Origin of the sequence: Streptomyces sp. NPDC002588, assembly GCF_040295925.1 — a bacterium.
Taxonomy (GTDB): Bacteria; Actinomycetota; Actinomycetes; order Streptomycetales; family Streptomycetaceae; genus Streptomyces.
In genome coordinates, this window is sequence record NZ_JBEOWF010000040.1 from 41,307 (window position 1) to 64,139 (window position 22,833).

General features: G+C 72.8%; 19 protein-coding genes. 6 read left to right on the forward strand and 13 right to left on the reverse strand.

From position 1 onward, the window contains the following. The first annotated feature begins 112 nt into the window (after nt 1-112). Complete coding sequence (locus tag ABT057_RS36030; protein WP_352348092.1) at nt 113-2,785, forward strand: cellulose binding domain-containing protein; 2,673 nt, start codon at nt 113-115, stop codon at nt 2,783-2,785. 68 nt (nt 2,786-2,853) lie between these two features. Here ABT057_RS36030 and ABT057_RS36035 read toward each other — a convergent pair whose 3' ends face one another. The 3 genes from ABT057_RS36035 to ABT057_RS36045 all read right to left on the reverse strand — a co-directional run bounded on the left by ABT057_RS36035 (nt 2,854) and on the right by ABT057_RS36045 (nt 5,993). Continuing rightward, complete coding sequence (locus ABT057_RS36035; RefSeq protein ID WP_352348093.1) at nt 2,854-4,725, reverse strand: rhamnogalacturonan lyase; 1,872 nt, start codon at nt 4,723-4,725, stop codon at nt 2,854-2,856. A gap of 163 nt (nt 4,726-4,888) precedes the next feature. Then, entirely contained in the window at nt 4,889-5,659 is a 771-nt protein-coding gene (locus ABT057_RS36040; protein ID WP_352348094.1) for a class I SAM-dependent methyltransferase, read from the reverse strand. Nucleotides 5,660-5,687: 28 nt separating this feature from the next. Next, nucleotides 5,688-5,993, reverse strand: coding sequence for a 4a-hydroxytetrahydrobiopterin dehydratase (locus ABT057_RS36045; RefSeq protein WP_352348095.1), 306 nt, complete (start codon nt 5,991-5,993; stop codon nt 5,688-5,690). A gap of 345 nt (nt 5,994-6,338) precedes the next feature. Between ABT057_RS36045 and ABT057_RS36050 the strand changes: the two genes are divergently transcribed. The 3 genes from ABT057_RS36050 to ABT057_RS36060 all read left to right on the forward strand — a co-directional run bounded on the left by ABT057_RS36050 (nt 6,339) and on the right by ABT057_RS36060 (nt 8,660). Beyond that, the gene (locus ABT057_RS36050) at nt 6,339-7,202 is read left to right on the forward strand and encodes a Sco1979 family transcriptional regulator (protein ID WP_352348096.1); all 864 of its coding nucleotides are present in this window, start codon (nt 6,339-6,341) and stop codon (nt 7,200-7,202) included. A gap of 39 nt (nt 7,203-7,241) precedes the next feature. Further along, nucleotides 7,242-8,051 (forward strand): SAM-dependent methyltransferase, encoded by an 810-nt coding sequence (locus tag ABT057_RS36055; RefSeq protein WP_352348097.1) that lies wholly within the window; start codon nt 7,242-7,244, stop codon nt 8,049-8,051. Between the two features lie 111 nt (nt 8,052-8,162). Beyond that, on the forward strand, nt 8,163-8,660 hold the full coding sequence (locus tag ABT057_RS36060) for a nitrate reductase molybdenum cofactor assembly chaperone (RefSeq protein ID WP_352348098.1): 498 nt from the start codon (nt 8,163-8,165) through the stop codon (nt 8,658-8,660). Between the two features lie 12 nt (nt 8,661-8,672). On the opposite strand, the gene dnaK is transcribed toward ABT057_RS36060, so the two are convergent. From dnaK to ABT057_RS36095, 7 genes are all read right to left on the reverse strand, one after another. Then, nucleotides 8,673-10,541 carry a molecular chaperone DnaK gene (gene dnaK, locus ABT057_RS36065; RefSeq protein ID WP_352348099.1) on the reverse strand — a complete coding sequence of 623 codons (1,869 nt, stop codon included), beginning with the start codon at nt 10,539-10,541 and terminating at the stop codon, nt 8,673-8,675. Between the two features lie 94 nt (nt 10,542-10,635). Further along, complete coding sequence (locus tag ABT057_RS36070; protein WP_352348100.1) at nt 10,636-11,409, reverse strand: glycerophosphodiester phosphodiesterase family protein; 774 nt, start codon at nt 11,407-11,409, stop codon at nt 10,636-10,638. A gap of 129 nt (nt 11,410-11,538) precedes the next feature. Next, complete coding sequence (locus ABT057_RS36075; protein ID WP_010983301.1) at nt 11,539-11,964, reverse strand: OsmC family protein; 426 nt, start codon at nt 11,962-11,964, stop codon at nt 11,539-11,541. Between the two features lie 99 nt (nt 11,965-12,063). Next, complete coding sequence (locus ABT057_RS36080; protein ID WP_352348101.1) at nt 12,064-13,863, reverse strand: vWA domain-containing protein; 1,800 nt, start codon at nt 13,861-13,863, stop codon at nt 12,064-12,066. Next, nucleotides 13,860-14,921, reverse strand: a complete 1,062-nt coding sequence (locus ABT057_RS36085; protein ID WP_352348102.1) for an ATP-binding protein — start codon at nt 14,919-14,921, stop codon at nt 13,860-13,862. The genes ABT057_RS36080 and ABT057_RS36085 overlap by 4 nt, the downstream gene beginning before the upstream one ends. Nucleotides 14,922-15,098: 177 nt before the next feature. After that, complete coding sequence (locus tag ABT057_RS36090) at nt 15,099-17,126, reverse strand: phage holin family protein (RefSeq protein ID WP_352348154.1); 2,028 nt, start codon at nt 17,124-17,126, stop codon at nt 15,099-15,101. Between the two features lie 134 nt (nt 17,127-17,260). After that, nucleotides 17,261-17,662, reverse strand: coding sequence for a hypothetical protein (locus ABT057_RS36095; protein ID WP_352348103.1), 402 nt, complete (start codon nt 17,660-17,662; stop codon nt 17,261-17,263). A gap of 84 nt (nt 17,663-17,746) precedes the next feature. On the opposite strand from ABT057_RS36095, the gene ABT057_RS36100 reads away from it, so the two are divergent. Beyond that, nucleotides 17,747-18,520 (forward strand): MBL fold metallo-hydrolase, encoded by a 774-nt coding sequence (locus tag ABT057_RS36100; protein ID WP_352348104.1) that lies wholly within the window; start codon nt 17,747-17,749, stop codon nt 18,518-18,520. Beyond that, nucleotides 18,517-19,158 carry a DedA family protein gene (locus ABT057_RS36105; protein WP_352348105.1) on the forward strand — a complete coding sequence of 214 codons (642 nt, stop codon included), beginning with the start codon at nt 18,517-18,519 and terminating at the stop codon, nt 19,156-19,158. The genes ABT057_RS36100 and ABT057_RS36105 overlap by 4 nt, the downstream gene beginning before the upstream one ends. A gap of 12 nt (nt 19,159-19,170) precedes the next feature. On the opposite strand, the gene ABT057_RS36110 is transcribed toward ABT057_RS36105, so the two are convergent. The 3 genes from ABT057_RS36110 to ABT057_RS36120 form a co-directional block, all read right to left on the reverse strand. Continuing rightward, nucleotides 19,171-20,265, reverse strand: coding sequence for an MBL fold metallo-hydrolase (locus ABT057_RS36110; protein WP_352348106.1), 1,095 nt, complete (start codon nt 20,263-20,265; stop codon nt 19,171-19,173). Beyond that, nucleotides 20,262-21,509: an aminotransferase class I/II-fold pyridoxal phosphate-dependent enzyme gene (locus ABT057_RS36115; protein WP_352348107.1), complete on the reverse strand. Its 1,248-nt coding sequence runs from the start codon at nt 21,507-21,509 to the stop codon at nt 20,262-20,264. Before ABT057_RS36115 ends, ABT057_RS36110 begins: the two co-directional genes overlap by 4 nt. A 243-nt stretch (nt 21,510-21,752) precedes the next feature. Beyond that, complete coding sequence (locus tag ABT057_RS36120) at nt 21,753-22,535, reverse strand: hypothetical protein (RefSeq protein ID WP_352348108.1); 783 nt, start codon at nt 22,533-22,535, stop codon at nt 21,753-21,755. Between the last annotated feature and the right edge of the window lie 298 nt (nt 22,536-22,833).

The following is a 22,833-nucleotide window of genomic DNA, read 5'->3' on the forward strand; positions in this document are numbered from 1 at the left end:
CCCCTTCCCGCATGGGGGGCCGCCCGGTGATCGCACGCCCCCCTCACCCCCACGTCGCGCACTCCCCCGCACAGATCTCCTCCCACATGGCTTCGCGAGGAAGGACCCCACCGTGCGAAGAACCCGCATCCTCACGGCCGTACTGGCGCTCGCCGCCGGCCTGATCGCGGGCGGCCCGCCCGCGCTGGCCGCGGACGGCGCCCCCCGACCGGCACTGGCCGCCGAGTCGTACACCTGGAAGAACGCGCGGATCGACGGCGGCGGCTTCGTGCCGGGCATCGTCTTCAACCGCAAGGAGAAGAACCTCGCCTACGCGCGCACCGACATCGGCGGGGCGTACCGCTGGCAGGAGTCGACCAAGACCTGGACGCCCCTGCTGGACTCGGTCGGCTGGAACGACTGGGGGCACACGGGTGTGGTGAGCCTGGCCTCCGACTCCGTCGACCCGAACAGGGTGTACGCGGCCGTCGGCACGTACACCAACAGCTGGGATCCGGGCAACGGCGCCGTGCTCCGGTCCACCGACCGGGGCGCCAGCTGGCAGAAGACGGACCTGCCCTTCAAGCTGGGCGGCAACATGCCGGGCCGGGGGATGGGCGAACGGCTCGCGGTCGACCCGAACAGGAACAGCGTGCTGTATCTGGGCGCGCCGAGCGGCAAGGGCCTGTGGCGGTCGACGGACTCCGGGGTCACCTGGTCGCAGGTGGGCAACTTCCCGAACGCCGGCAACTACGTACAGGATCCCAGCGACACCAGCGGGTACGCGAGCGACAACCAGGGGATCGTCTGGGTCACCTTCGACGAGTCGACGGGTACCTCCGGTACGGCGACGAAGACGGTCTACGTCGGGGTGGCGGACAAGGACAACGCGGTGTACCGCTCGACGGACGCGGGCGCGACCTGGTCGCGGCTGGCGGGCCAGCCGACGGGGTATCTGGCGCACAAGGGTGTACTGGATACCGTCAACGGCTATCTGTACATCGCATACAGCGACAAGGGCGGTCCGTACGACGGCGGCAAGGGCCGGCTGTGGCGGTACGCGACGGCGACCGGCACCTGGACGGACATCAGCCCGGTGGCGGAGGCCGACACCTACTACGGCTTCAGCGGGCTGACCGTCGACCGGCAGAAGCCCGGCACGGTCATGGCCACCGCGTACAGTTCCTGGTGGCCCGACACCCAGATCTTCCGTTCGACGAACAGCGGCGGGACCTGGACGAAGGCGTGGGACTACACGTCGTATCCCAACCGCGCGAACCGCTTCACGATGGACGTCTCCTCCTCGCCGTGGCTGACCTGGGGTGCGAACCCCTCGCCTCCCGAGCAGGCACCCAAACTCGGCTGGATGACCGAGGCGTTGGAGATCGACCCGTTCAACTCCAGCCGGATGATGTACGGGACGGGCGCGACGATCTACGGCACGGAGAACCTGGCCGAATGGGACAGCGGGGGCCAGTTCACCGTCAAGCCGATGGTGCAGGGGCTGGAGGAGACCGCGGTCAACGACCTGGCCTCGCCGCCGACCGGCGCCCCGCTGCTCAGCGCGCTCGGCGATGTCGGCGGGTTCCGGCACACGGACCTGACGAAGGTGCCGTCGATGATGTTCACTTCGCCGAACTTCACGACGACCACCAGCCTGGACTACGCCGAGACCAACCCGAACACGGTGGTCCGGGTGGGCAATCTGGACTCGGGGCCGCATGTGGCGTTCTCGACGGACAACGGCGCCAACTGGTTCGCCGGGAGCGATCCTTCGGGGGTGAGCGGGGGCGGGACGGTCGCCGCGGCGGCGGACGGCAGCCGGTTCGTGTGGAGTCCGGCGGGCACGGGCGTGCAGTACACGACGGGGTTCGGTTCGTCGTGGTCGGCGTCGAGCGGGATACCGTCCGGCGCGGTCGTCGAGTCGGACCGGGTCGACCCGAAGACCTTCTACGGCTTCAAGTCCGGGAAGTTCTACGTCAGTTCGGACGGCGGCGCGACCTTCACCGCTTCGGCCGCGACGGGCCTTCCCGCCGGGGACAGCGTGCGCTTCAAGGCACTGCCCGGCGTCAAGGGCGACGTGTGGCTGGCGGGCGGGGCGAGCGACGGGGCGTACGGGCTGTGGCACTCCACGGATTCCGGCGCCACCTTCACCAGGCTGTCGACGGTCGAGCAGGCCGACACCATCGGTTTCGGGAAGGCTGCGACGGGTGCCTCGTACCAGACGCTCTACACCAGCGCGAAGATCGCCGGAGTACGCGGCATCTTCCGTTCGACCGACAGGGGGGCGACCTGGACCCGGATCAACGACGACGCCCACCAGTGGGGTTGGACGGGCGGGGCGATCAGCGGTGACCCGAGGATCTACGGGCGGGTGTACGTGTCGACGAACGGCCGGGGTGTGATCTACGGCGACACCTCCGACACGAGCGGCGGCGGCACGGATCCGACGGACCCCACGGACCCCACCGATCCCGCTCCGTCCGGTGCCTGCGCGGTGACGTACACCATCACCAACCAGTGGTCGGGCGGCTTCCAGGCGGACGTGAGACTCACCAACACGGGCACCGGCGCATGGTCGGGCTGGAGCCTCGGCTGGACCTTCCCGGGCGGCCAGACGATCTCCCAGCTGTGGAACGCCGACTACACGCAGTCGGGTTCGGCGGTGACGGCGAGGAACGTCGGCTGGAACGCCAACGTGGCGGCCGGCTCGTCCGTGTCCTTCGGGTTCACGGGCAGTTGGACGGGCTCGAACCCGAAACCGACGGCGTTCGGGCTGGGCGACCAGAGCTGCACGGTGAACTGACGAGCTGACGACGGTGGGTGCGCGTCCCCCGGCCGCAACGGACCCGGGGGACGCGCACCCACGCTCGTTCAGGGTGTGTAGACCGCCGGCCGGGGTGCGGTCGGCATGCCGTTCCCGATGTAGAAGCTCGGGTGCGGCGGCTGGTTGTAGGCGGTGTTCTGCCAGGCCAGGCCCGTGCGGTACATGGTGTCGTGGAGCAGGGTCGTGATCCTCGTCGTCGTCTCGTACGGCGTCGAGTAGACGCGCAGGGCCGTGTTGTCGCTGGTCGGCCAGACGACCTCCTCGCGCCAGTCGCCGAGGATGTCGCCGGACAGGGACGGGGTCGCCTTGGTGCTGTTGTTGGAGTGGACGTCCGAGCCGGTCAGCAGGCGGGTGTCGGAGGACGTGCCGTATTTGTCGATGTGGGTGCTGTCGAGGAGTTCGCGGGTCGTGTCGGCGTCCCACCAGGACAGGAAGTTGACCGAGGACGGTTCGCGGCCCTTGGTCGCGCCCGCCTCGTCGCGGATGGACGAGTCGGAGGCGGACCAGACCTCGGCTCCGTCGTTGCCCGCCCAGATGTCGCCGGCGACGCCGCGGCCGTTGTCGCAGCAGGCGGCGAGCCGCCAGTTGACGGTGCCGTCGGCCGGGTCGATGTACAGCTCGGCGGGCTGGCTGCTCGACTCCGAGACCTTGAAGTACTCCAGGCCGGCGTGCGAGGGGTCGAGGTCGCCCAGGTGCTGGGCGTCGCCGTGGCCGGTCTTCGTCGTCCACAGACCGTTGCCGTTGTCGTCGACCGCCATGGCGCCGTAGACGATCTCGTCCTTGCCGTCTCCGTCGACGTCGCCGACGGAGAGGCTGTGCGAGCCCTGGCCGTCGTAGCCCTTGCCGGTGTTGGTGGAGGAGTTGGTGTCGAAGGTCCAGCGGCGGGTGAAGGCGCCGCCCCGCCAGTCCCAGGCCGCGACGACCGTGCGTGTGTAGTAGCCGCGTGCCATGATCAAGGAGGGGCGGGAGCCGTCCAGGTAGGCGGTGCCGGCGAGGAAGCGGTCGACGCGGTTGCCGTAGGAGTCGCCCCAGGAGGAGACCGTGCCGCGGGCCGGGACGTAGTCGACGCTCTGCATCGCCCTGCCGGTCTGGCCGTTGAACATGGTCAGGTACTCGGGGCCGGACAGGACGTAGCCGCTGGAGTTGCGGTAGTCGGCAGAGGCGCTGCCGATCACGGCGCCGGTGCCGTCGACCGTGCCGTCGGCGGTCTTCATCGCGATCTCGGCCTTGCCGTCGCCGTCGTAGTCGTACACCTGGAACTGGGTGTAGTGGGCTCCGGAGCGGATGTTGCGGCCGAGGTCGATCCGCCACAGGCGGGTGCCGTCGAGTTTGACGCCGTCGAGGACGGTGTTCCCGGTGTATCCGGACTGGGAGTTGTCCTTGGCGTTGGTGGGCTGCCACTTGAGGACGAAGTCCAGGGCGCCGTCGCCGTCGAGGTCGCCGACGGAGGCGTCGTTGGCCTCGTAGGTGTAGGCGACGCCGTCCGGGGTGGTGCCGCCGGCCGGCGGGCTGATGGGAACGTCCTTGTATCCGGTGCGGAGTTGGACGGCGTGGACGGAGTCGGCCTGTTCGACGCCGCCCACGATCGCGCGGACCGTGTAGTCGGCCTGGGCGGGGGCGCCGGAGTGGAAGTAGTTGGTGGAGCCGGTGATCGGGGCCGAGTTGACCTTCGTACCGGCCCGGTAGACGTTGAAGGAGACATCGTTCGGATCGGTGCCGAGCCAGCGCCAGCTGACCAGGTTGCCGTTGTCGGTGTGGACGCTGACCACACCCCGGTCGAGGGCTTCCACCTGGCGCGCGGTGGCGGCCTCGGCTGTGCCGGGGGTGAGCGCGGTGAGGCCGGCGGCGACGAGGGCGGCCGCCGCGGTGACCGCCGAGAGCAGGGCTCGGCGTCCGCGGTGCTTGTGCGGGTGCTGCACGGGACGAACCTCCAGAGAGGACGGACGGGTTCGCCCTGTCGGTCGCCGCGGGGCCCGGCCGCGTTGCCGTGTCTTTCGGCCAGTTCGGCCGTCGTCCGGGAATTGCGGAGGCGCAGTCCGGCGGGCGCCGGGAACGGCGGGGACTTCTGGGTGACCGGCTGGGTCATGGAGTTCGCGCGCCCGGCACCGGCCGAACCGGCTTCCTGAACGCCCGCAGTGTGAACTCCGGTTCGGGGCGGGCACGTTCCTGGTCGGGCAGCGCCGCGAGGCGGGCGGCGAACCCGTCGGCCAGGGGGTGGCCGGGGGGCAGGGTGACGAACCAGCCGCGGTGCAGGTCGGCGATCGCCCGGCGCGGACTGCGGCCCTGTCCCCGGCCCGGGAAACGCGCCTGCCCGGCCGGGACCAGACCGCAGCCGACGGCGTGCGCCTCGACGAGCGCGGCGGCGTCGGACGCGGGGCGTGGCGGACGGGCGGAGAGGACGGCGTCGATGTCGCTGCCCACGTTGTGCGAGGCGCCCTTGTCGACCGTCGTGACGTATGTCCCGCCCGGCCGCAGTACCCGGGCGCACTCGGTGACGATCCGCCGCACGTCCGCCTCGTCGTCGATGAGATGGAGCAGCCACACACTGGTGACCGCGTCGAACTCGCCGTCCCGGAAGGGGAGTCGGCGGCTGTCGGCGCGGACGACGGCGCCGGGCAGCCGGGCGGCCGCCCGCCGGACCATCGCCGGGGACAGGTCCACGCCGGTCACCCGCAGGCCGGCGCGTCCGCCCGCGAGGCGGCGCGTCACGATGCCTGTGCCGCATGCGATGTCCAGCAGGGCGCGGGCGTCGGGCGGCAGCAGACTCAGGACGGCCTCCGCGGCGGCGGCCGCGCGGGGTTCACCGCCGCGTGAGGCGTCGTAGCGTTCCGCTTCCTCGTCGTAGTCGAGCACGCGCCCTCCCCTCCGTCGCGGCCCGATCTCATCGCGCCCCGTGCCCCGCAGCCGCTTCCTCCACCCGCCCGGCGAGTTCGAAATCGAGTTCGGTGACGGCGCCGCCGACACTGTGGGTGTTGACGGTGAGGGAGACGGTGTTGTAACCGAGCGTGAGCTCCGAATGGTGGTCGAGTTCTTCCTGGATCCGGGCGACATGGACGACCAGGGCTGTCGCGGCGAAGTGGGAGGCCAGCCGGTAGGAGCGGGCGAGGTGGTCGCCGTCGAGGGACCAGCCGGGCAGCTCGGACAGGCGGTCCTCGACGTCCTTCTGTGAAAGCGGTTCCACGGCCATGGCCTGACTCCCTTCCTGGGTGTCGCGTACCTGTCCAGCGTGCCACAGGAGAGCGACGGCGGCCCTGGTCAGGACGGATGCCGTGCCGACCGTGCGCGGCTCGCAGCCGGTCGGGGCCGGTTTTCCGAGGACGGGCCACGGTCGTCGGTATGACCACTGTCGCGGGGCGGCCCGGTCGACCAGGGCGTGGCCGCGCGACCACGCCTCGCGTTCCCCGCCATATGTCACGCTGCGCTGGGACCCCTTTTTGCCAGCGTGGCGAGAACTTCACGTCCGACCCCGTGAGTCCACCGCCGGAACATGACACACTGACCCGCGTGCTTCGACACGTAGGGGAGACGTGGCGTGAGTGAGAGACGGCCCGCACCCACGGTGGGCCAGGTGGTTCTCGGCAGACGGCTGCAGGAGTTGCGGGAGGCGGCCGGTCTCGGCCGCGACGAGGCGGCCCGCGCGCTGCGCGTCGCTCCCGCGACCGTGCGGCGCATGGAAATGGCCGAGGTCGCACTGAAGATCCCTTACGTGCAGGTGCTGTTGGACGCCTACGGTGTGCCCGCCGACGAGGCCGAGGTGTTCGTGGGTCTCGCCGAGGACGCGAACCTTCCCGGCTGGTGGCAGCGGTTCCACGACGTGCTCCCCGAGTGGTTCAGCCTGTATGTGAGCCTGGAGGGCGCGGCCCGGCTGATCCGCTCGTACGAACCGCACTTCGTGCCGGGGCTGTTGCAGACGGAGCGGTACGCGCGCGCCGTCATGGAGGCCGGCACGGTCGGGCGGACGACGCCGGACGCGATCGAGCGGCATGTGTCGCTGCGCATGGCCCGGCAGCGGCTGCTGGACGGCCCGAACCCGCCGCACCTGTGGACGGTGATGGACGAGACCGTGCTGATCCGCCCGGTGAGCGAGGACCCCTCCATCATGCGCGAACAGCTCGACAAGCTGCTGGAGTGGACCGATCGGGACCGGATCACCCTGCAGATCGCCCGGTTCGCCGACGGCCCGCACCCGGGGACGGTGGCGCCGTTCTCCCTGTTCCGTTTCGCCGAGCCCGAGCTGCCCGACATGGTCGTCACCGAGTACCTGACCGGCGCCCTGTACCTCGACTCGCGCACGGAGGTCTCCGCGCACCTGGAGGTTCTCGACCACCTGACGACGCACGCCGCGTCCGCCCAGGAGACCGAGGAGATCCTGCGGGACGCCCGCGGGGCGCTCTGAATCCGGACCACGATCGCACGCACGAGGAGAAGATCCCGTATGGCCGAGGCCGAGGCCTTCCGCATCGACACCAGCCGTCCGCACCCGGCCCGGGTCTACGACTGGTGGCTGGGCGGCAAGGACAACTACCCCGTGGACGAGGAACTGGCCCGCAGGATCCTCGCCGTCGACGAAACGGTGCTGCGCGGGGCGCGCGGCAACCGCCGGTTCATGCAACGGGCCGTCCGCACCGTCGCCGAAGCCGGGATACGCCAGTTCCTGGACATCGGCACGGGCATCCCCACCGAGCCCAACCTGCACCAGGTGGCGCAGCAGGCCGCCCCGGACGCGAAGGTCGTGTACGCGGACAACGATCCGATCGTCCTGCGGCACGCGGAGGCCCTGCTGCGCGGCTCCGCCGCGGGCAGCACCGACTACGTCCACGCCGACGTCCGCGACCGTGACACCCTGCTGGCCCGCGCCGGCGAGTCCCTGGACTTCGCCGAGCCGGTGGCGCTGTCGCTGATCGCGCTGACCCACTACCTGGACGACGATCCGGCGGGCGACGACGTCCACGGCCTGCTGAAGACGTACGTCGACGCGCTCGCGCCGGGCAGCTACCTGATCCTTTCCCAGGTCACCCCCGACCTCAGCCCGGCGGCGATCGCGAAGGCGGCCCAGCACTTCCACCGCAGCGGTCTGCCGTTCCATCCGCGTCCGCTGGCCGGCGTCAACCGCTTCTTCGACGGTCTGGAGCTGCTCGGGCCGGGTGTGATCCCGGTGTCGGGCTGGCGGCCGGAGCCCGAGGACGTGGCCGCGCAGGCGGAGGGCATCGTGCCGGTGTACGCGGGGGTCGCGCGCAAGCCGTGATCCGCGCCCGGGGTTACCCGGACGGGTGCCGTGAAGGGGTGGGCCGCCCCGAAGGCCTCTAGCGTCGAAAGCGGGGGACCCGCGCAGCACCGGCGACGTGAAGGAGGCCCGATGCCCTCGGACGCCGTGCTCCACCAGGCCGCCGCGCTCTGCCTGACGCGTCCGGACGACGGACTGCGCGCCCGGCTGCCCCTCGTGCGCGAAGCGGCGCCGCAGCTGAGGGAGTTCACCGACCACGCGGCACTCACCCCGCTCCGGGAACTGACCGCGCACTACGTCCGGGTGTTCGACGGCGAGGGGGCGAACAGTCTCTACCTGGGCGGCTGGCAGGACGGCGGTGCCGGCCGGACCGGCAGCCCGGCGGTCCGGCTCGAGGACCTCTACCGGGAACACGGCCTGGAGGTCGGCGGCGCGGAACGGGCGGACTTCCTGCCCGCGGTGCTGGAGTACGCCGCCCGCACCGGTGACACGGGCCCGCTAGTCGAGCACCGTGACGGCCTGGAGCGGCTGCGCTCCAGGCTGACCGGCTTAGGGACGCCGTACACCTGTGTCCTGGATGCGGTATGCGCCACACTGCCGACTGTATGCACCCGCCCTCGGCGCCCCTGACGGCGTCCGCTGTCAGGCGCCCCTGGCCTGGTCCCGGTCGTCGTCGACGATCTCCGCGTCGACCACGGTCTCGTCGTCGTCCGGGGACTGCCGGGCGGTGTCGTCGGAGGCCTGTCCGGCCGTCGGCTGCTCGGCCTGTGCGTACATCGCCTGGCCCATCTTCTGGCTGACGGTGGCGAGTTTCTCGATGCCGGTGCGCAGCGCGGCCGTGTCGGCCTGCTGGTCGAGCAGGGTCTTCAGGTCGGTGACCGCCGCCGCGACCTCCTCCCGGGTCTCGGCGGGTATCCGGTCCCCGTTCTCCCGGAGGAAGTTCTCGGTCTGGTAGACGAGTTGTTCGCCCTGGTTGCGGGTCTCGGCGGCCTCGCGGCGCCTGCTGTCCTCCTCCGCGTACTGCTCGGCGTCGCGCATCATGCGGTCGATGTCGTCCTTGGGGAGCGCCGAGCCGCCGGTGACGGTCATCTTCTGTTCGCGGCCGGTGGCGAGGTCCTTGGCGGAGACGTGCATGATCCCGTTCGCGTCGATGTCGAAGGCGACCTCGATCTGCGGGACGCCGCGCGGGGCGGGCGGGAGACCGGTGAGGTCGAAGACGCCGAGCTTCTTGTTGTAGGCGGCGATCTCTCGTTCGCCCTGGTAGACCTGGATGCCGACCGAGGGCTGGTTGTCGGCTGCCGTGGTGAAGATCTCCGAACGGCGGGTGGGGATCGTGGTGTTGCGTTCGATGAGCTTGGTCATGATGCCGCCCTTGGTCTCGATGCCGAGGGACAGCGGGGTGACGTCGAGGAGGAGGACGTCCTTGACGTCGCCGCGGATGACGCCGGCCTGGAGGGCGGCGCCGACGGCCACCACCTCGTCCGGGTTGACGCCCTTGTGCGGGTCCTTGCCGGTCAGCTCCTTCACCAGGTCGGTGACCGCGGGCATCCGGGTCGAGCCGCCGACCAGGATGACGTGGTCGATCGCGGACAGCGCCACCTTCGCGTCCTTGACGGCCTGGTGGAAGGGCTGCTTGCAGCGGTCGAGCAAGTCCGCGGTGAGCTCCTGGAACTGAGCACGCGTCAGTTTCTCGTCGAGGTGGAGCGGGCCCTCGGCGGAGGCCGTGATGTAGGGGAGGTTGATGGTCGTCTCGGAGGACGAGGACAGTTCGATCTTCGCCTTCTCGGCGCCCTCGCGCAGCCGTTGCAGCGCCATCTTGTCCTTGCCGAGCTCGACGCCGTACTGGCCCTTGAACTTCTTCACGAGGTGTTCGACGATCCGCTGGTCCCAGTCGTCGCCGCCGAGGTTCGTGTCGCCGTTGGTGGCCTTGACCTCGATGACGCCGTCGCCGATGTCGAGGAGGGACACGTCGAAGGTGCCGCCGCCGAGGTCGAAGACGAGGACGGTCTGTTCGTCGCCGCGGTCGAGGCCGTAGGCGAGGGCGGCGGCGGTCGGCTCGTTGATGATCCGCAGCACCTTCAGGCCGGCGATCTCCCCGGCCTCCTTGGTGGCCTGCCGCTGGGTGTCGTCGAAGTAGGCGGGCACCGTGATCACGGCGTCGGTGACGTCCTCACCGAGGTAGGCCTCGGCGTCCCGCTTGAGTTTCTGCAGGACGCGGGCGGAGAGCTCCTGGGCGCGGTAGCGGGTGCCGTCCACGTCGCCCTGTTCGGGGAAGCGCCAGTCCGGGCTGCCCATGTGCCGCTTGACCGAGCGGGCGGTGCGGTCCACGTTGGTCACGGCCTGCCGTTTGGCGACCTCGCCGACGAGCACCTCACCGTTCTTGGCGAAGGCCACCACCGACGGGGTGGTCCTCGCGCCTTCCGCGTTGGCGATGACCGTGGGTTCGCCGCCCTCCAGGACGGCCACCACCGAGTTCGTGGTCCCGAGATCGATGCCGACCGGACGTCCCATAGCCGTCCCCTTCCGCCTGGGAGCTCCCGTGTCACCGGACTTCCAGCACAAATCGTGCGCGGGCTTCTGTCAATGGGGCGCAGGGGGCACACCGCTATGCGGAACGGCCTCCGCGCAGTTCCACGGCCCGCCGGGGCCGGTCGGTGATCACCACGTCCACCCGTGTGTCGGCGAGGAAGCGACGCAGTCCGGCGTCGTCGTTGACCGTCCACACCATGGTGAACAGGCCGTGCCGGGCCGCCCGGCGCAGCACGGTGGCGCGGGCGAGCAGCCGGTGCACGGCCACGCCGTGCGCCCCGCAGGCCCGCAGGCGCCGGACGGGAAACAGTTCCCCCGCCCGGGTCCCGGGCAGCCGGGCGGCCCCCACCTCCTGGCGGTCGCGGCCCAGGGACAGGGCGGTGCGGACGCCTGGGAACGCCCGGGTGATCGCGGCGACGGAACGGTCCTCCAGGGTCGTCGCGACGAACCCGTCCCGGCCGAGCAGGGCCACCGCCCGGTCGATCACCGCGTGCTCGTAGCCGGTCTCCTTCAGGTCCAGGTGTCCGATCAGACGCCCGGCCACCAGGGCCATCACGTCCTCGACGGCGGGGACGGGGTGTCCGGCGCGCCGGCACAGTTCGGCGTGGGTGATCCGGTGCAGCGGGGGCCCGCCTCGGCCGCCGGCCCGGGCGTCGTGGTGGACGACGAGGACGCCGTCGGCGGTGCGGCGGATGTCGAACTCGGCGTACTCCGCTCCCGAGGCGAGCGCGTCCTCGTACGCCGCGAGGGTCGCGGGGCCGCAGCGCTCGGAGCCGCCGCGGTGGGCGGAGACGGCGGGGCGGGTCCGCGAGAGGCTGATCACCGTCTCATGGTCGACGATTTCCGGCACGGTCGCCCGCCCTCCCCTCGCGTCACCCAGCCGGTTCAGGGCGTCATACCCGCCGCCCGGACGTGCCGAACCGGCCGGTACGCGGGCGCGCCGGCCGGTGGCGGTGGGGATGCCGGTCGAGGGCGCCGGTCAGGCGAGCTTGGCCGACAGGGTGATCGTGGTGCCGGTGAGAGCCTGGCTGACCGGGCAGTTCTTCTTGGCGTCCTCGGCGGCGGCGACGAACGCGTCGTTGTCGAGGCCGGGGACCGTGCCCTCCACGGTGAGGTGGATGCCGGTGATGCCCTCACCCGGCTGGAAGGTGACGTCTGCCGAGGTGACGAGCTTGGTGGGCGGGGTGCCCGCGCCGGCCAGGCCGTGCGACAGGGCCATGGAGAAGCAGCTGGAGTGGGCGGCGGCGATCAGCTCCTCGGGGCTGGTCTTCCCGTTCGCCTGCTCGGCGCGCGACGGCCACGACACCGGCTGCTGACCGATGCCGGAGGAGTCGAAGGTGACGACTCCGTTGCCCTCGAGCAGGTTGCCTTCCCAGACGGTGTGAGCGGAGCGCGTGGTGGCCACGATTGTTCCTTTCGCATGGGTTTCGCATTGTTTCGCATGGTTTCGCGTGGGTGTCCCGACGAGCGGGTTTCCCCGTCCCCCATCCGATCACACTCTCGCTCAGCGCACCCGGAACACGGGCCCCCGAGCCGTGAACGGCAGCCGGGCGCCCTGCGGAATCAGGTAGGCGTGTTCCCGCCGGATCCGCAGGACGTCGCACCAGCCGTCGGTGATGACCAGCACGGGCGCGTCGCGCGGGAAGTCGCCTGCGCGGTGCAGGAGGTCGATGCCGGGCTGCAGGACCGTACCGCCGCGGCCGTGCACCCGGACACGGCCCGCGATGTCGCCGACCGGCAGATAGCCGGCGTCGTGCGGGGCGGCGTCGCAGAAGACGACGCGGGCGGCGGGTACGTCGCGGGCCTCGGCGTAGGAGGCGATGGCGCCGAGTGCCTTGCCGAGGAGGGTCTTGTCCATGGAGCCGGAGGTGTCCAGGACGACGCCGAAGGTGCAGCGGGGCACCTCCTCGGGCGGGAACCAGCGGCCGGCGCGCGGGATGTCGGGGGTGGAGGCCTGCCGGCGGGCGGGGCGGGCGTACGTGCGCAGGGGCTGCGGACGCGGGACGAACTCGTCGAACCAGCGGGCGAGCCGGGCGTCCCAGTCCAGCGGCGGATGGCTCAGGGCGCGGATCTCCTCGACCAGGCCGCCGGGCAGGTACCCGCGGTCCTGCCGCTGGTGCAGGTCGAAGCCCTGGGCGAGGCCGCGGCGGTAGAAGCCGTCGAGGTCGACGAAGTCGCGGGGCGGCCCGAGGGGGGCGCCGAGCACGTCGCCGGCGCCGCGGCCGCGCGGGGTGCTCAGCCGGCGCAGACGGCGCAGGTCGCCGGCGATGCGGTCGTAGACCTCCTCGGCGGACAGGCCGGCGAGCCGGTCGTCGTGGAGCAGACCCTCGGGCATGGTGCCGACCTGCATCTCCCGCAGCCAGCCGTTGATGACGTAGTCGCAGGCCACGTTGAAGAGGTAGGGGTCGCGGGTGCCGCAGCGGTCGCCGTGGCGCAGGGCGGCGTGCAGCATCTCGTGGGCGAGGACGAACCGCCATTCCTCGTCGTCGAGTTGGTAGAACGGGTTGACGTAGATCTCGCCGGCCTCGGCGTTGACGGCGGCGATCTTGATGCCGTGGGCGCGGGCGATCTCGGCGTCGGCGACGAGTTCGACGCCGGCGGCGATGCCGCCGAGCAGCGGGTAGGAGGAGACGAACCAGCTCAGCGCCCGTTCCCAGGGCCGCTTGGGGGCCATGTCCTCGTCCAGGCCGGCGCGCCGGCCGCCCGCCATGTCCATCGCGGCGGACACGGTCCGGGTCAGGGCCGCGGCGAACGCCAGCTGCCGGTCGGGAGGCTTGCCGTACCGGCGGGCGTTCCAGGTCAGCAGCAGCTGGTCGGGTTCCCGGCCGGCCGTGCCGCAGCGGTCGTACGCCGCCGGGAGGCCGGTGCGCCGCCAGCGGGCGGCGAGCTGCTCCTCGTCCCCGTCGGGGTAGGTGAGCGGCAGGTCCTCGGGTGCCGTGCCGACGGGGAAGTTCAGCAGGAAACGGTTGACGACCACGCAGCGGGCGGCGAGATCGTACCGGTCGGGCTGGACGCGGACGCCGTTCTCGGCCGGTACGTGCCCGAATCCGAGGTGGAGGGCGGCGTGGGCGATCGACCAGGCCCAGAGGCCGGGGTCGACGAGGCGGGTGGGGTGGGCGTGGAGGGTGCCGTCGGAGTCGACGCGGACCAGGCCTTCGCGGAGCACCAGGTCGCAGGTCTCGTCGCGGCAGACGTCGTAGTCCACGGCGGACAGCGCCGGGTGGGCGTACACCAGGCTCATCCCCGCGACGAACGCCTCCGCCGCGGGGTCCTTCTTCTTCTTGCCGTGCCCGTCCCGGCTCATCGCCGCGCCTCCACCAGCCGGGGCATGTCACGGGCCGCCTCGACCAGGAACCAGGCGGGCAGCACGGGGGTGCCGTCGGCGTCGGAGGCGATGACGGTCTGGGCCACCTCGACGGAGATCTCGGCGAGCTGCACGAGCAGCGACTTGGCGCGGTAGGCGGTCTGCCGGCCGTTCGCCGACATGTGCTCCTTCACGGCGGGCAGGTCCTTGACCAGGCGGCCGCGGAACGACTCGGCGAGGTAGTAGAGCAGGTCGCGGTCCTCCACCCGGTGCGGCCAGGAGGCGTCGCCCTTGAGGATGGCCTCGATGCCGTACCGGCTGCGGACGATCTTGATGTAGCCGCAGAAGGCGGTGGCGTGCGCGGGCGTCAGGGTGCCGTGGGCGAGGACCTTGAGGGTGTCCTCGTCGAGGTCCCGGCCGAAGGAGTGCAGGGCGTCGGACAGCATGTGCCAGGAGCGGGGCGTGGAGAACGGCTCCTCGGTCTTCGGCGGCTTGGACCACAGGTGGTCGGGGCGGTCGGTGAGATGGTCGAGGACCCACGGGTGGATGCCGTTCGCCTTCGCCCAGGCCAGCCAGTCGTGGGCGGACGCCTCGAGGTGGACGTGGGTGAGACGGTTGACGAGCGCGGAGGCGATGGGCCGGGCGAGGGCGTTGTCGGTGGCGCGGTTGCCGGCGCCGATGACGATCGAGCCCTCGGGGAGCTCGTAGTCGCCGATGCGGCGGTCCAGGATCAGCGAGTAGAACGCCTTCTGCACGTCCGGGGTGGCCGCGTTGAGTTCGTCCAGGAACAGGCAGTAAGGCTCGTCGCGGGCGATGGCCTCCGGCGGGCAGAACACCGACCGTCCGTCGCGGATCTGCGGCACGCCGATCAGGTCCTCGGGCGCCAGCTGCGTCCCCAGCAGACTCACGCATTCCAGGCCCAGGGACTCGGCGAACTCCCTGACCAGGGAGGACTTTCCGATGCCGGGGGCGCCCCAGAGGAACACCGGCCGGACGGTGGCGAGGCCGAGGAGGAGGTCGGGGACGCGGGAGGGCGTGACGGTGACGGCAGCCTGCAAAGCAGGGGCTCCTTGAGAGAGGGTCGGGGCTCGGGAAGGGCGCAGACGCGCGACTGCGACCAGTGTGTGCGTACGGTCCCGTGGGCGCAGCCGATTTTCGGGCGGCCCACGCGCCTCGCCCTGTGTCCGGCGCCCCGTGCCCCGCGGCCGTCACGATGCCGCACGCGGCCCGTGTTTCTAGGCGGCCCGTTCCTCGCTCGCCGCCTGGAGCGGTATCTGGGGGCCGTCGGACTCGCGCAGCCAGCGGCGCAGGACGCGGTGGACGTGTTCGGCGCCGGAGAGGACCTCGCCTTCGTCCACGGGCACGGACAGCGCGAGCGGGGACAGCAGGAAGGGTCTGGACTGGGCGCCGCCGAGGCCGCCGTGGGAGCCGATCTGCTCCTCGAAGGCGAGGACCTCGCCGTCGGCCGGGTCGTGGAAGGAGTTGACCATGATGTCCGCGGTGTGCGGGAAGGTGTGGGTGCGGCGCACGGCGTCGGCGGCGCCGGCCCCGAAGGCCGCGAGCGGGCCGGGGTCGTCGTCGAGCCGGTCGAGGGGTGTCTCGACACCGTACGCGCCGAGCACGACGCCCCCGTGCTCCTCGCTGCGGACCAGGAGGAAGCCGACGCCGGGGTGGTTGGCGAGCGTGGTGAGCAGGCCGGGGTGGCGGGCGTCGATCTCCTCCTTGCTCATCCGGTGCGGCACGTCGGGGAAGGTGATCAGACCCAGGTTGCCGGAGGCCAGGACCACCGGCTCGGAGCGGCGGCCGGACGGGCCGCACTCCGCGTCGCCGTCCGCCTCCGGTCTGTGCAGGGCGGCGCGGACCGCGGCGCGGGCCTCGGCGCCGCTGTGGGTGCGCTCGGCCCGGCGCGGGACGGGCAGCCCGCAGCCCGCCCTGACCAGGTCGCCGAGGGTGAGGCCGTAGCGGGCGTGGAACGTCTCACCGGGGCTCTGGCCGTGGTCGGACAGGACGACGATCCGGTAGGGGCGGGGGGCGTGCTCGCCGGCCTTCTCGATCAGCGCGAGCGCCCGGTCGAGGCGGGCGAGGACCTGCTCGGTGTCCCGGCCGAGGGGTCCGGAGTGGTGCGCCACCTCGTCGTAGGCGACGAGGTCGGCGTAGACGGCGGTGCGGCCAGCGAGCATGTCACCCATGACGGCGGCCACCACCACGTCCCGCTCGACGACGGTCGCGAAGGCGCGGATGAACGGGTAGAGCCCGCCGCGTCCGACGCGCGGGCGCTCCTGGCGCAGCCGGGCCCGGGTGGACTGGGCGATCTCGCGGAACACTTCGGCGGCGAAGGACAGGGCGGTGCGCACGGCGTTGGCCGGGTCGGAGAAATAGGCGAAGTACCCGGCGCGGGAGCGGGTCTCCCGGCTGCGCCGGCGGGCCGCTATGGACAGCACGAGGGCCTGTTCGTCGGCGCCGCCGCTGAAGAGGTTGCCGCGGCTGGCGCCGTCGGCCGCGAGCAGTCCGCCGTCGCCGGTGCGGGCGACGGCGCGGCGCTGGAGTTCGGCGGCGCTGGTGGGGCGGTTGCAGACCATCACCTCGCCGGTGTCCTTCTCGTACCAGCGGAAGGCGGGCACGTCGTGGTTGCTGCCGTGCAGGATGCCGAGCTGGCTGGCGCCGGTCTGGCTGGACCAGTCGGTGTGCCAGGGGGTGAGGCGGTGGGTGGTGGGTCCGCCGCCCGGGGCCTCGCCCAGCCAGCGGGCGACGGTCGGCATCAGCCCCTTGCGGACGGCCGCGGCCAGGACGTCGTGGCCGACGCCGTCGAGCTGGAGGAAGACCGTGCCGGGGGCGGCGGGACAGGGCGGGCCGCCCCTGCGGCGGCGGTCGGCGAGGCGGTAGAGGCGGCGGCGGTAGGCGTCGTCGTCACGGACGGCCAGCGCGCCGCCCGTCGCGGAGGCGACCGCGGACATCGCGGCGGCGACGATGACGGCGGTCTCGGGGGCGGCCTCGGTCTGCCCTGACGGGGTCAGCCGCAGGGCTATGAGCAGCAGCGATCCGTTGAGGAAGAACACCAGCAGACCGAGGACGAGCGCCGGGACGAGCAGCAGGAGGCGGACGAGGAGTGGCCAGGCCAGGGCCGACAGGACACCGAAGACGCCGGCGCCGACGGCCGCGGTGACGGCGATGGTGGTGGCGCTGTCGCCGTCGGCGGACTGCAGCCGGAAGTCGGGCAGGATCCCCGCCAGCACCAGCATCGTCAGGGTCGACACGGCCCACACCGTGAGACTCCGCCCCGCCTGGCTGACGGCCCGCCGCCACCGCACCCCGTGCACCCCGTCCACCTCGTCTTCCGGCCCCGGCTCCGTGAGGGGCCGTCATCCACCCTGTCACACGGGACTGACAGTCACCCCGGTCACCGTCCGTCGTACCCGGCCGTCGGCATCGACAGGCGCCGGTGCACCCGGGCCTTCATCTGGGCGTCGTAGGCGGGCTCGGCGTATCCGACCGTCTCCACCCGCACCCCGCGGCGGGTGCACTCCTCGGTGAACTCCTCGACGTCCGACAGCGCGCTCTCCAGGACGCGGCGGCTGGGGGCGACGAACAGGTCGACTCCGGGCCGTACGCCGTCCCACAGCACACAGTGGTCGGCGCGCAGCCCGCGCACCAGCAGCTCGCGGCTGACGACGTAGCCGCGCTGTGCGGCCCAGCGCGCGCACATGGCGTGCTGGCTGCGGGAGTCGACCAGGAAGGGATCGTCGTCCAGTTCCTCCAGCGGCGTCAGACTCGCGATCGCCGTGACCCGCATCGGTCCCATGGCGTCCCCCTCACCTCCGGGTTTCGCCGCCGACCCTACTCCTGCCCGTAGGCTTCGGGGGAGTCGCGCGAAGGAGGCAAAGAGGTGCCGGTGGAGATCACCTGGTGGGGTCATGCGACCTGCACGCTCGAGGATTCGAACGTGCGCGTGCTGACCGACCCTCTGTTCGCCAGACGGCTCGCGCATCTGCGCCGCCGCCGGGGCGCGCCACCCCCGGCGGACGCCGCGCGCGCGGACGTGGCGCTGGTCTCCCATCTGCACGCCGACCACCTCCACGTGCCCTCGCTGGCGCGCCTCGCGCCGGGCACGCGCCTGCTGGTGCCCCGGGGCGCGTCGCGCGCCGTTCCCGGGCTGCTCCGTCTGACGCAGCTGCGGGTCAGCGAGGTGGAACCGGGTGATGTGACCTCGGTGGGCGGACTGCGGATACGGGCCGTGCCCGCGCGGCACGACGGACGGCGGCTGCCGGTGGGCCCGCACCGCTCCCCCGCTCTCGGGTACGTCGTCGAGGGCGAGGCGCGCACGTACTTCGCCGGGGACACCGGGCTGTTCGACGAGATGGCCGAGGAGGTCGGGCCGCTGGACGTGGCGCTGCTGCCGGTCGGCGGCTGGGGGCCGTTTCTCGGCGAGGGGCACCTGGACGCGGGGCGGGCGGCGGAGGCGCTGGCCCGGCTCGCGCCGGGGAGCGCGGTGCCGGTGCACTACGGCACGTACTGGCCGATCGGTATGGACGCCGTGCGCCCCCATGAGTTCCATGCGCCGGGTGAGGAGTTCGTGCGCCATGCGGCGCGGTGTGCGCCGGGCGTGACCGTGCACCGGCTGGGACACGGGGAGAGCGTACGGCTGGAGGCCGTGCGGTGAACTGGTGCACCGCGTGCACGTACGCCGCGGCCGTGACGGCCGTACCGACGCAGTCCACGCAGCAGGCGATCGGCTATCCGTCGCTGTTCCTGCTGGTGCTGATCGGGGCGCTGGTGCCGGTGGTGCCGACGGGGGCGCTGGTGAGTTCCGCTGCGGTGGTGGCGTTCCATCAGACGGCGCCGTTCGCGCTGGCGATGGTGTTCGTGACGGCCTCGCTGGCGGCGTTCCTCGGAGACGCGGCGCTGTACTGGCTGGGGCGGCGCGGGATGCGGTCGAAGAACGGCTCGCGCTGGCTGGAGGCGATCCGCTCGCGCGCGCCGGAGGAGCGGCTCGCGCAGGCGCAGGAGAAGCTCGCCGGGCACGGTACGGCGGTGCTGGTGCTGTCCCGGCTGGTGCCGGCGGGGCGGATCCCGGTGATGCTGGCCTGTCTGATGGCGAAGTGGCCGCTGAGCCGCTTCGTCCGGGGCAATCTGCCGGCCTGTCTGGCGTGGGCGCTGACCTACCAGTTGATCGGGATCCTCGGCGGCTCGCTCTTCCCGGAGCCGTGGCAGGGCGTGGTGACGGCGGTCGCGCTGACCGTGGCGGTCAGCGCGGCCCCGAGCGTGTGGCGGCGGATCCGCCGGCCCCGCCCCGCCTGACCCCGACGCGGGTCACTCCAGTGTCCGTGAGCCTCCGATGGGCAGGTCCCACAGGTCGGCACGGTCCAGGCCCGCCTTCTCCCAGGCCGCCCGCACCCGCTCCAGGGGTTCCAGGACGGGCTCGGCGGACAGGACGAACGTGGCCCAGTGCATGGGGGCCATACGGCGGGCGCCCAGGTCGAGGGCGGCCCGGACGGCCTCCTCCGGGTCGCAGTGGACGTCGCTGAGCCACCAGCGGGGATCGTAGGCCCCGATGGGCAGCAGGGCGAGGTCGATGCCGGGATAGCGCTGCCCGATGCGGGAGAACCAGTGGCCGTAGCCGGTGTCGCCGGCGAAGTACACACGCTGTCCGTCGGAGGCGGTGAGCACCCAGCCGCCCCACAGGGAGCGGCAGGTGTCGGTGAGGGTGCGCTTGGACCAGTGGTGGGCGGGGACGAAGTCGAAGCGGACCCCCGACAGTTCGGCCGCCTCCCACCAGTCCAATTCGGTCACGCGCGTGAAGCGGCGGCGCTGGAACCAGCGGCCGAGCCCGGCCGGCGCGAACACGGGTGTGTCGCGTGGGAGCCGGCGCAGCGTGGGCGCGTCCAGGTGGTCGTAGTGGTTGTGGCTGATGACGACCGCGTCGACCGGCGGCAGGTCCTCCCAGGGGACGCCGACGGGTGTGATGCGGGCCGGGGTGCCGAGGATACGGCGGGACCACACGGGGTCGGTGAGGACGGTCAGGCCGCCGATACGGACCACCCAACTGGCGTGTCCCGCCCAGCTGACGGCGACGGTGCGGGCGTCCACGCGCGGCAGCGGGGCGGGCGCGAACGGCAGCCGGGGGATACCGGCGAGGCCCTCCTTGCCGGGCCGTACGGAGCCCTCGCGGGCGAACCGGGCGATGGCCTTGAGGCCGGGCAGCGGAGCGGTCAGCCGGTCGTGGAACGTACGCGGCCACACCCGCCGCTCGCCCAGGGGGCGGGGCTCGGCGAGGGGGCCGGGCTCGGCGAGGGGGCCGGGCTCGGCGAGGGGCGGGAGAAGGGGCGCGGACCGGGCTGACGGGGTGTCGGCGGCCCGGGTGGTCACCGCGGCCGTGGGGGTGGTCGACTCGGACTGCTGCGTCATCGAGGAGGCTCCCATCGCTGAGCTTCGTCACGGAGATCGTCGAAGACCGACCTCAGAAGGGTCAACGCGCGTTGCACGTGTGGCAGTTCCAACGGCGAGGGCGAGGTGAGGCATTCCGAGCGCTCGGCGTCCGTGCCGCCCAGCAGGGCGCCGGTGGACAGGCGCACGCGCAGGGCTCCGAGGTCGTCTCCGAAACGGTGGCCGCCGGGCGCGGGCAGATCCAGCCGGGCAGCGAGGAAGTCCTCCAGGTCCTGCGCGTCGCCGACCCCGTGCGCGGACAGCGCGCCGCGCAGGGGCTCGAGGTCGGCGTACACGTGCCGGCCCGCCCGCGGCGGCGGGGCGAAGGCACCGGCGGCGACCACGGTGGCGTGCACCGCCCGCGCCACGCGCGCGTGCAGCCGCACGGCGGCCGTCACCCGCGCGGTCACCGGCTCGGGCTCGGTCAGCGCGTGGGCGGCAGCGGCGGCGACCGGTGCGGCCACACGCGCGTCGAGGGCGGTGAGGACGTCGAGCACGCGCGCGTGCAGGGCGTCGCCGGCGTCCGAGGCGGGGAAGCGGGCGACAGCCGCCGGCCAGGCGACGGGCAGCAGCGCGCCGGCCAGGTCGGTGACCACGGTGACCTGCTCGGGCAGCATCTCCGCCGGGCTGACCATCACGGTGTCCTGCGGGGTGTGCAGGGTGTCGCGCCAGGTCTCGTCGCTGACCAGGTGCAACCCCTCCCCCGCGGCCGCCTCCACCGCCTCGTGCAGCACCTCGGGCGGAGCGACCGTGGCGGTGGGGTCGTCGGCGACCGACAGCACCAGCAGCCGGGGCTCCCCGCCCTCGGCACGCACCCGGCGCACGGTCTCCAGCAGGGCGTACGGGTCCGGTACGCCGCCGCACTCGGCGGGCGTCGCCACATGGAAGACGGGGCGTCCCAGCAGCCGGGCGTACGGCGCCCACCAGGCCGCGCACGGCCGGGGCACCAGGACGTCCCCGCCGAGCGCGGCGGTCAGCGCGAGCAGCAGGGCGGGGGCGCCCGGCCCGGCGACCACCCGGCCGGGGTCGGCGGGGGTGCCGCGCCGAGCCCAGTAGCCGCGGGCGGCATCCAGGAGAGCGGGGCCGCCGCCGACGGGGTCGCCGTACGCGCGCGTGGCGGCCGCGGCGAGGACGGAGGCCAGTTCGGGCAGCACGGGCAGTCCGTCCGGCGGGAGCGGCGGGCCGTAGCGGACGGGCCCGTGGCCTTCCGGTTCCGTCCACCGCATGGGGTCCTCCGTGCAGTCCGTCCCTGTGCCCTGTCCCGGCGGCCGGCGGGGCCGCGTGCAGCCGTGCTCCTCGTGGGGTCGACCGGTGGTGTACGGCGTGCCGGTGGTGCGGGGCGACGCGTACGGGGCAGGTCGTGCTCCCGGGATCTGAGTACCCGGCCGGGCCCCGCTCCATGGCCGTCCGTGCGCGTTGCACCGGTCACAGTGCGGGCCTGGGCGGCCGCCGGGCGGAACAGGCGGTGGTCAGGCGCCCGCGGAGGGCCTGCGGCGGAGCAGCCGGTGCACGGCCCCGGCGCCCGCCAGGGCGATCAGCAGGCCGCCGGCGACGAGCGCGGGCACCGACCCGCCGAGCGACCCTCCGGTGCCGGCCCGAACGCCGTGCTCGACGGTGGCGGGGGTGGTGGGGTGGTCCGGGGTGATGGGGTGATCGGGGACGGTCGGGTGTCCGGGGACGGTCGGGTGTCCGGGGTCGGTGGAGTGGTCCGGGGCGGTGGAGTGGTCCGGGTCGGTTGGGTGGTCCGGGGCGGTGGGGTACGGTGCCAGGCCGTTGTCGCAGAACGGCTCGCTCCCGTCGTACACCCTTTCGGCCGAGGCGCACGGCTCGGCGCCGCCGTCGGAGCGCGTGACGTCGAACGTCGCGCGCCACGGGCTGCCCTTCGCTCCCGGGGCCGCCGGGCAGGTGCCGTCGACGGTCCAGGGCGTTTCCGGGCCGAGACCGTCCCCGTCCAGTTTCTTGTCGAGGTCTGCGGCGACGGCGGCGCTGCCCTCGTAGGCGGGACCTGAGGCCGACTCGTCGTCGCCGGGGACCCGGTTCAGCCGCACGGTGCCCTCGACGAAGGCCTGTGAGACGGCTTCCAGGGTCTGCGGGGCGGTGCCCTCCAACGGGTCGCAGGAGACGGACACGGTGACACTGCCGCCCGGCCCGACGGTGGCCGGGCCGACTTCCGCCGCCGGATCCGCGGACGCGACCGGGCCGCCGACGGCCAGCAGGGCGGCGGCAAGGAGGAGAGGGGCGGTGCGGCGCATGGAACGGCTCCTTCGGCCGGCGGACGGGTGCGGGGCACGGCCTTCACGCCCCGCGTCCATCACAGCCCGGGAGCGCCCGGGGCGCGCGCGGCCGCAGGCCATTGGCGGGACGCGGGCGGCCAAGCGGGTGACAGCGCATACGACCTGCCGGATGCGTTTCGCCGGATGCGGTTCGCCGGATACAGCCCATCGCATACACCCCCTCGCTCACCGGCCACCGCATACGCCCCGGCACCCGCGGAGGTTTTCCGGCACCCCCCGGGGTGACTCGGCACGGGGCGCGGGGCACGAGCCACGT

Bases quoted from the DNA above. Each gene is read 5' to 3' on its own strand.
- ABT057_RS36060 (WP_352348098.1), top strand. From the start codon at position 8,163: ATGCCCTCGGACGCCGTGCTCCACCAGGCCGCCGCGCTCTGCCTGACG.
- ABT057_RS36115 (WP_352348107.1), bottom strand. From the start codon at position 21,509: ATGCGGTGGACGGAACCGGAAGGCCACGGGCCCGTCCGCTACGGCCCG.
- ABT057_RS36045 (WP_352348095.1), bottom strand. From the start codon at position 5,993: ATGGCCGTGGAACCGCTTTCACAGAAGGACGTCGAGGACCGCCTGTCC.
- ABT057_RS36110 (WP_352348106.1), bottom strand. From the start codon at position 20,265: ATGACGCAGCAGTCCGAGTCGACCACCCCCACGGCCGCGGTGACCACC.
- dnaK (WP_352348099.1), bottom strand. From the start codon at position 10,541: ATGGGACGTCCGGTCGGCATCGATCTCGGGACCACGAACTCGGTGGTG.
- ABT057_RS36055 (WP_352348097.1), top strand. From the start codon at position 7,242: ATGGCCGAGGCCGAGGCCTTCCGCATCGACACCAGCCGTCCGCACCCG.
- ABT057_RS36120 (WP_352348108.1), bottom strand. From the start codon at position 22,535: ATGCGCCGCACCGCCCCTCTCCTCCTTGCCGCCGCCCTGCTGGCCGTC.
- ABT057_RS36095 (WP_352348103.1), bottom strand. From the start codon at position 17,662: ATGGGACCGATGCGGGTCACGGCGATCGCGAGTCTGACGCCGCTGGAG.
- ABT057_RS36080 (WP_352348101.1), bottom strand. From the start codon at position 13,863: ATGAGCCGGGACGGGCACGGCAAGAAGAAGAAGGACCCCGCGGCGGAG.